Origin of the sequence: Streptomyces sp. CC224B, from assembly GCF_030010595.1 — a bacterium.
Taxonomy (GTDB): domain Bacteria; phylum Actinomycetota; class Actinomycetes; order Streptomycetales; family Streptomycetaceae; genus Streptomyces; species Streptomyces longispororuber.
Window position 1 is genome coordinate 47467 of sequence record NZ_JASCXL010000067.1, and the last position, 6782, is coordinate 54248.

The 6782-nt window shown below is 74.7% G+C and carries 3 protein-coding genes, 1 pseudogene and 1 CRISPR repeat array; all 4 genes and pseudogenes read left to right on the forward strand.

The window, feature by feature from the left end:
- The first annotated feature begins 496 nt into the window (after positions 1–496).
- A CRISPR array of direct repeats spans positions 497–948; the repeat unit is 27 nt; unit sequence GGGACCACCCCCGCACGCGCGGGGACC.
- A gap of 648 nt (positions 949–1596) precedes the next feature.
- Positions 1597–2649, forward strand: a pseudogene (locus tag QK440_RS25405) (ABC transporter substrate-binding protein); the annotation flags it as partial.
- Between the two features lie 263 nt (positions 2650–2912).
- Positions 2913–3926, forward strand: coding sequence for an iron ABC transporter permease (locus QK440_RS25410; protein WP_282795520.1), 1014 nt, complete (start codon positions 2913–2915; stop codon positions 3924–3926).
- Between the two features lie 72 nt (positions 3927–3998).
- Positions 3999–4784, forward strand: a complete 786-nt coding sequence (locus QK440_RS25415) for an ABC transporter ATP-binding protein (RefSeq protein WP_282795521.1) — start codon at positions 3999–4001, stop codon at positions 4782–4784.
- A 212-nt stretch (positions 4785–4996) separates the two neighbouring features.
- Positions 4997–6782 (forward strand): serine/threonine-protein kinase (locus tag QK440_RS25420; protein WP_282795522.1); only part of this gene is annotated, 1786 nt, incomplete at its 3' end.

Sequence of the window (6782 nt, forward strand, 5' to 3'; positions counted from 1 at the left end):
CGGTCCGGTCATTGAATATCATTCCCTTCGTGTCGTGAGACGCGGCTCTCGCGGCATCCCGCCGGGCCTCCTGGCCACTCGTTGGGATCGAGATCTGGGCTGGGGGGCTCGGCCCTGTGGGCCAACAGCCGCGTCAGATACGGGCGTTGAGCCTACACTTGTTGGCTGCGTCGCGCTCGCGCTTCGTTGAGATGTTTCTCTAGCTATACGTGCTTCCCAGTTAAGCCGAGCGGCTTCGCTGGGGTGCCCTGCTCCCTGTCTCCGGCACTGTGGGGCCCACTGACCTGGTAAGCAGCCACGCAAGGGAGCGTGACGTCGACAAGCGTCTAGAAGGCGGCTCATCGCGCGCTGCGGTGATCGGCTGCCTGTTATTGGGCTTGCGGTCGCATGCGGAGTGATGAGTGGGCCACACACACGCGGTAGACAGACGGGCCCCATCGTGAGGGTCTTCCAAGCCCCGCATTGGCGGGGAGCACGCAGCCATCCGTGCATCCCAGGGGCCACCCCCGCACGCGCGGGGACCGCTGGCCCAGGTATCGCTTCCCTCGCTGGACGATGGGACCACTCCCGCACGCGCGGGGACCACACGCCCGGCAGACTAGCTAGCCGCTTACTGCTGGGACCACCCCCGCACGCGCGGGGACCACTGCGCCATGAGTTGGGGCTGTTGCGCTCCAGAGGGACCACCCCCGCGCGCGGGGACCGCCTGAGCGAGGGCGCGGCGGCCGCCGTCGACCTGGGACCACCCCCGCACGCGCGGGGACCGCACCGAGCACCGCGCGCCCACGCCCGGCGGCCAGGGACCACCCCCGCACGCGCGGGGACCACTTGGAGGCTGCTGACGCGGCTGGTGTGGAGTCGGGACCACCCCCGCACGCGCGGGGACCACAGCATGACGGCCGCCCGCGCGGCCGGCATCACGGGACCACCCCCGCACGCGCGGGGACCACAGGCCATGACCTGCGGCTTTGAGCGGCTGTCAGCCGTTTTTTACTTACTAGCTGGAATACCGGCACTCCGCCTCATACGCCATCAAGTCGGACTATCACTGCAAGGCCTCTCCGTCTCAGGAGTCGTGACGATGTAAGCCTATGCCTGTCACAAATGCGGTGCGGTGGTGAAGGCCTAGGGGCGCCGACTGGCTCTTTGACAGGGGCTGACAGGGCCGGGCGCCAGTAGCAGGCGACCGCTCGGGTGCACGGACGGCGCTGACCGACCTCGCGGACCAGGTCCACCAGGCGCCTTCCGCTTGGGAGAACGCGGTCGGCGCGCGGTGCTGAGAACCACGCGTGCGGTAGGACCGCGTGCCCCAGCCGGGGCGCGTTCGGGGGGTGTAGCCCGCGGTGGCGTTGCTTCTGCAGCTCTCCCCTCTTCGCGGGCCTCGACGCCGAGCCGGTCGAGTCCAGGTGTGTCGCCATGCTGCTGGCCGTCGGGCGGATCCGCGGCATCCTCGAGCGGTGGTGGGAGCGTCGCACGCGTAATTAGCTGGTCAGGCCTCGCAATTTTGGTGTCCGGGAACCCCACCCCCGCCCCGGCCGACTCCTGACTCGCCGGGCCTCACGCCCGGTCTTCGAGTCGGGGCACAGGAGGGGTGCGATGCGTGTGCGTGTGGGGTGGGGTGTGGCAGTGGTCGTGGGTGGGCTGCTCGTTGGTGGGTGTGGGAGTGGTAGGGGTGGGGGAAGCGGTGGGGGCGGGAAGGCCGTTGACGGGTTTCCTGTGCGGGTGAGTGATTGTGCGGGGCGCGAGACCTCGTTCTCCGCGCCGCCGCGGCGGATCGTGACCAGTAACGCCGCCGCTCTGGAACTGCTGCTGCGGCTGGGAGCGGGGGACCAGGTGGCCGGGACCGGTTTCCCGCCCGGGAAGGGTGCCCTGCCGGGGGCCCTCGGGGCGCGGGCCGGTGACGTGAAGGTGCTGAGCCGGGGTGTGATCCCCAAGGAGAAGCTGCTGGGGTCCGGGGCCGATCTCTACATCGACAGTTTCACCTCCATGGGCGGGATGGGGGGTGCCGGGGACGCCCCTGCCGCCGCGGAGTTCGCCGCCGCCGGGATCAAGCACGTGTACCTGAAGTCCACCGCCTGCGCCGCCGCCCGGAAGGAGCCCCTGACCGACCTCTCCGCCGTCGAGCGGGACATCACCTCCCTCGGAGCCGTCACCGGCCACCGCGACACCGCCGAGGAGATCGTCCGGGGGATGCGGACGAAGGTCGCCGCCGTACGGAAGGCCGTCGGCGGCGTGCCTCTGCGGGAGCGGCCCTCGTACTTCTTCTTCGACTACGACGCCGGGACCAAGCAGCCCATGGCGGTGTGCGACCGGCAGGTCGCCCACGCCGTGATCACCCTCGCGGGCGGGCGGAACGTCTTCGGGGACTGCGAGGGCTCGTTCAAGCCCGTGGGCTGGGAGGACGTCGTCGCCAAGGACCCGGACTGGATCCAGCTCGGCGTACGCAACCGGGGCAGCGCCGCCGCCGACGAGAAGGCCTTCGACGAGGCCCGGGCCTGGCTGGAGCGCAACCCCGCCACCAAGGGGCTGCGGGCCGTGAAGGCGGGCCGGTTCCTGCGGATCCGGTCGGAGGCCACCACCATCGCCGGTGTCTCCAACGCCGACACGGTGGTGCGGATCGCCCAGCGGCTGTACCCCGATCGTCTGCGTCCCGATCGTCTGCGTCCTGATCGTCCGCGCCCTGACGGCCCGCGTCCGGATCGTCCGCGTCTGGATCGTACGACTCCGGATCGTACGCCTCCGGATCGTCTGCGCGCGGACCGTCTGCGCGCGGACCGTCCGGGGCCTGATCGTCTGCGCCTGGACCGCCTGCGTCCTGATCGTCCCGATCGTCCCCGCCCCGACCGTTCGCGCGAGGTCCGGCGGCCGTGACGGCGTCCCGTACGGAAGAACGACGCCGTGGTGGGCGGCGGGTGCCCGCCTCTGGGCTCGCCCTCGTGCTCGCCGGCGCGCTGCTCGTGGCGCTCACCTTCGCCGTCTCCCGGGGGTCCACCTCCCTGCCGCCCGGCGAGGTGTGGGCCGTCGTGGCGCGCAGGCTGAACGGGGACGCGCCCCGGCCCGGTACCAGTGACCTCATCGTGTGGCAGCTGCGGGTGCCGCGGGCCCTGCTCGCCGCGCTCGTCGGCGCCGGGCTCGGGCTCGTGGGCACCGCCGTGCAGGCCCTCGTACGCAACCCGCTGGCCGACCCGTACCTCCTCGGGGTGTCCAGCGGCGCCTCCCTGGGGGCCGTCGCGGCGATCGTGCTCGGCCTCGGCGCGGGCAGCGCGCTCGAGCTCTCGGGGGCCGCGTTCGCGGGCGCCCTGGTCACCTTCGGGCTGGTGTGGGCCGCGGCCCGGCGCGGCGGCGGCTTCGCGCCGCTGCGGCTCGTGCTCGCCGGGGTCGCCATCGGGCAGTTCCTGTCCGGCTTCACCAGCTACCTGGTCCTGCGGGCGGGGGACGAACAGCAGACCCAGAGCGTGCTGTTCTGGCTCATGGGCAGCCTCGGCGGCGCCACCTGGGACCTGCTCGCCGTGCCCGCGGTGGCCGTCCCCGCCGCCCTGGTGCTCCTCCAGGCGCGCGCCCGCGGCCTCAACGCGCTGCTGCTGGGCGACGAGACGGCCGCCGGCCTCGGCGTCGACGTCGGGCGGCTGCGCCGGGAGCTGTTCGTCGTGACCAGCCTCCTGACCGGGGCCCTGGTCGCGGTGTCCGGCGCGATCGCCTTCGTCGCCCTGATGGTGCCGCACACCTGCCGCCTCCTCGTCGGGGACGACCACCGCCGCCTCCTTCCGCTGTCCGCGCTCGGCGGCGCGGTCCTGATGGTCGTCGTCGACCTGATCTGCCGTACCGCCATGGACACGCAGGAACTGCCCGTCGGCGTCGTCACCTCGCTGATCGGGGCGCCCACACTGCTGTTTTTGCTCGACCGGCGGCTGGGGAGCGACCGATGAGACCGGTGAGATCTACGAGGCAGATGAGACCCACGAGGCAGAGGAGTGGCCTGTGAGATCCGGGTGTGGCTTGTGAGAGTCGACATCGAGGGGCTGTCCGTCGCCTACGCCGGGCGCACCGTCGTCGCGGGCGCGCACCTCGTCGCCGCCGACGGCGAGATCACCGGACTCGTCGGGCCGAACGGCAGCGGCAAGTCCACACTCCTGCGCACCGTCTACCGGCACCTGCGGCCCACCGCCGGCCGGGTCCTGCTGTCCGGCACCGACCTGCGCGCGCTGCCCCCTGCCCGGTCCGCCCGGCACGTCGCCGCGCTGCCCCAGGAGCGGGGCGCCGACGTCGAGTTGACCGTACGCGAGGTCGTCGGGCTCGGCCGCATGCCCTACCAGCGGGCCTTCGCCAAGGAGGGCACCGCCGACCGGGACGCCGTCACGCGCGCCCTCGCCGAGGTCGGCATGGACGGCGCGGCCGAGCGGCGGTTCACCGCGCTGTCCGGCGGGGAGCGCCAACGCGTGCTGCTCGCCCGGGCGTTCGCGCAGGCGCCCGACGTGCTGGTCCTGGACGAGCCGACCAACCACCTCGACGTCCGCCACCAGGTCGAGCTGCTCGCCCTGCTGCGCGGCAAGGGGCGTACAACGCTCGTGTCCCTGCACGACCTCAACGCCGCCGCCTCGGTCTGCGACCGGCTGCACGTCCTGCACGGCGGCGCCGTCGTCGCCTCGGGACCGCCGCGCGCGGTGCTCACGCCGGAGCTGCTCGCCGAGGTGTTCGGCGTCCGGGCGGCCGTCGTCGACCACCCGCTCACCGGTGATCCGCTGATCGCCTTCGACCACCGGGCGGCCGCGCCGGCCCCGGGCTGAGGGCGCGCGTGCGCCGTCGGCGCCCCGGGGGCCACGGGCTCGCGCGCGCCGTCGGCGCCCCCGCCGCGCGCCGCCCCCGCGCGCCGCGGGGGCACTGCGCGGACATCCCGTGAAGGCCCTGTGGGGTGCGGTGTTCGCGCAGTAGGTTCGGTCTCGCGTGGCGGACAGCGGTGAGCGGCGGCGGGGCCGGACCACGGCCGAGGGGAGCAGGGGTGCGCCGGGGCACGACGGTCGGGGGGCGTTACCGGCTGGTGCGCGGCCCCCTCCGCGGGGGCATGGGCGAGGTGTGGATCGCCCGCGACCAGCGGCTGCCCCGCGAAGTCGTCCTCAAGCGGCTGCGGCCGCAGGGCCGGGGGACGACCCGGCCCGACCGGCAGGAGTCCGACCGACTGGAGGCGGAGGCGCGCGCCCTCGCGCGGTTCAGCAACCCCCACGTGGTCACGTTGCACGACGTCCTCACGCTGCCCGAGGGCGGCTGGGCGTGGCCGCGCCGCAGGACCGCGTCCTGGCTGGTCATGGAGTACGTGGCCGGGGGCAGCCTCGCGGACCGGCCGCCCCTCGCGCCGGAGCGGGCCGCGCGGGTCGGCGCCCAGGTCGCGGCGGCGCTCGCCGCGCTGCACGCCGAGGGCGTCGTGCACGGCGACGTGAAGCCCGGCAACATCGTCGCCACGCCCCAAGGACTCGCCAAACTCGCCGACTTCGGCGGCGCCTACCGGGTGGGCGGCCGGGACACCGCCGCGCCGCCCGGCGCGCTCAGCTACACCCCCGACTACGCCGCGCCCGAAGTGGTGCGGGGCAGGCCCGAACCGGCGTCCGACGTGTTCTCCCTGGCCGCCCTGGTGCACGCCCTGGTCACCGGGCGCCCGCCGCGCCCGCGCACCGGCAGGGGCGTCGCCCCGGCCGTCGCCGAACGGCAGGCCGCGCGGGGCGAGGTCGCCCTGGGGCCGGGGCTCGGGCCACTGCGCGCGCTGCTGCCCGCGATGCTCGACGCCGAGCCGGGGAACCGGCCCGACGCGGCCGAGGCCGGGCGGCTCCTCGCCGGGATCGCGGGTCCGCAGGAGCCGCTGCCCCGGGCGAGCGCCGAGGGCGACGACGAGGGCGACGGCCTCGGGCAGGACAGCGGCCCGGGCCCCGGGCGGCACGCACCGCAGGGCAGGTCACGGCAGTTCGCGATCGCGGTGGGCGTGGCCGCGGTGACGCTGGCCACCGCCGTCTGGATGCCGGGGCTGTGGTCGGACGAGGACGACGACGGCGGACGGCACGGCCGCGACGGCCGCCGCCCGGTACTCGGCGACCACCGCACCGCCGACCCGTGCGCGCTCGCCGACCCGGCCGCCCTGGACCGGTTCGGCGACGCCCGGCTCCGCCGCGGCCTCGGCGGCTTCGACCGCTGCGACGTCCTCGTCGAGACCGGTGAGGGCCGCCGCGTGGACGTCCGCTTCCACTTGGCGAACGGCGGCGGCGCCGGACTGCCCGCGCCCCACCGGACCGTGGGGGAGGTGGCCGTGGTGGAGGCGGGCGACGGCGGCGGACCGGGCGGGCCGGACGGGGCCGAGGAACTGGGCGGGCCCGGCGGACTGGGCGGGCCGGGTGGCCGTGACGGGTCTGACAGTCCCGACAGCTCCGGTGACCTTGAGGGCCCCGACGGCAGCTCCGGTCGCTCCGGTCAACCCGGCGGCGCGGACAACGATGCCGACACCTGCGTACGTACGCTGCTGCCAGCCACCGACCCCGGTACCCACGTATCCGTCGTCGCCGAGGTCCTGGCCGGGCGGGACGAGGGGGACGGCAGGGGTGCCAGGGAACCCAGGGGCGCCAGGGAAGCCAGGAAAGCCAGGGGCCAACGGGACGACCGGGGCGACCGGGGCGACCGGGGCGACGGGGACGAACGCGGTGGCAAGGACGACGGCCCCGCCCGAGGCGACGGCCCCGCCCGAGGCGACGGCCCCGCCCGAGGCGACGGCCCCGCCCGAGGCGACGGCCCCGCCCGAGGCGACG